Source organism: Xenorhabdus sp. NBAII XenSa04 (assembly GCF_963866145.1).
GTDB classification, from domain to species: Bacteria; Pseudomonadota; Gammaproteobacteria; order Enterobacterales; family Enterobacteriaceae; genus Xenorhabdus; species Xenorhabdus indica.
This window is the reverse complement of record NZ_CAWMEB010000370.1, coordinates 1-221: the sequence shown is the minus strand read 5'-3', so window position 1 is coordinate 221 and position 221 is coordinate 1. Positions and strand designations below refer to the sequence as shown.

Annotated in this window: 1 protein-coding gene; it reads left to right on the top strand. The window is 54.8% G+C overall.

The window, feature by feature from the left end:
- A partial coding sequence (locus AAC147_RS12655) for a DUF1525 domain-containing protein (protein WP_156115476.1) occupies positions 1-148 on the top strand: 148 nt, incomplete at its 5' end.
- Positions 149-221: the final 73 nt, after the last annotated feature.

The window sequence follows — 221 nt, the reverse complement described above, 5'->3', positions numbered from 1 at the left end:
ACTGATTCAGTCTTATCGTGACGTTGTTGATGCCTGGCAATCAGGTGTGCGTAAGTACCCTGCTGTGGTCTTTGATGACCGTGACATCGTGTATGGCACGGCGGATGTGGCAGAAGCGAGCGCCCTCAGGGAGCAGAGTCAACGATGAAGACACCCCGCCTTGCTTTTCCTGTTATCATCACCTTGGTCGCTGCGTTTGCTCCCTTTGCGCAGGCTTCCCT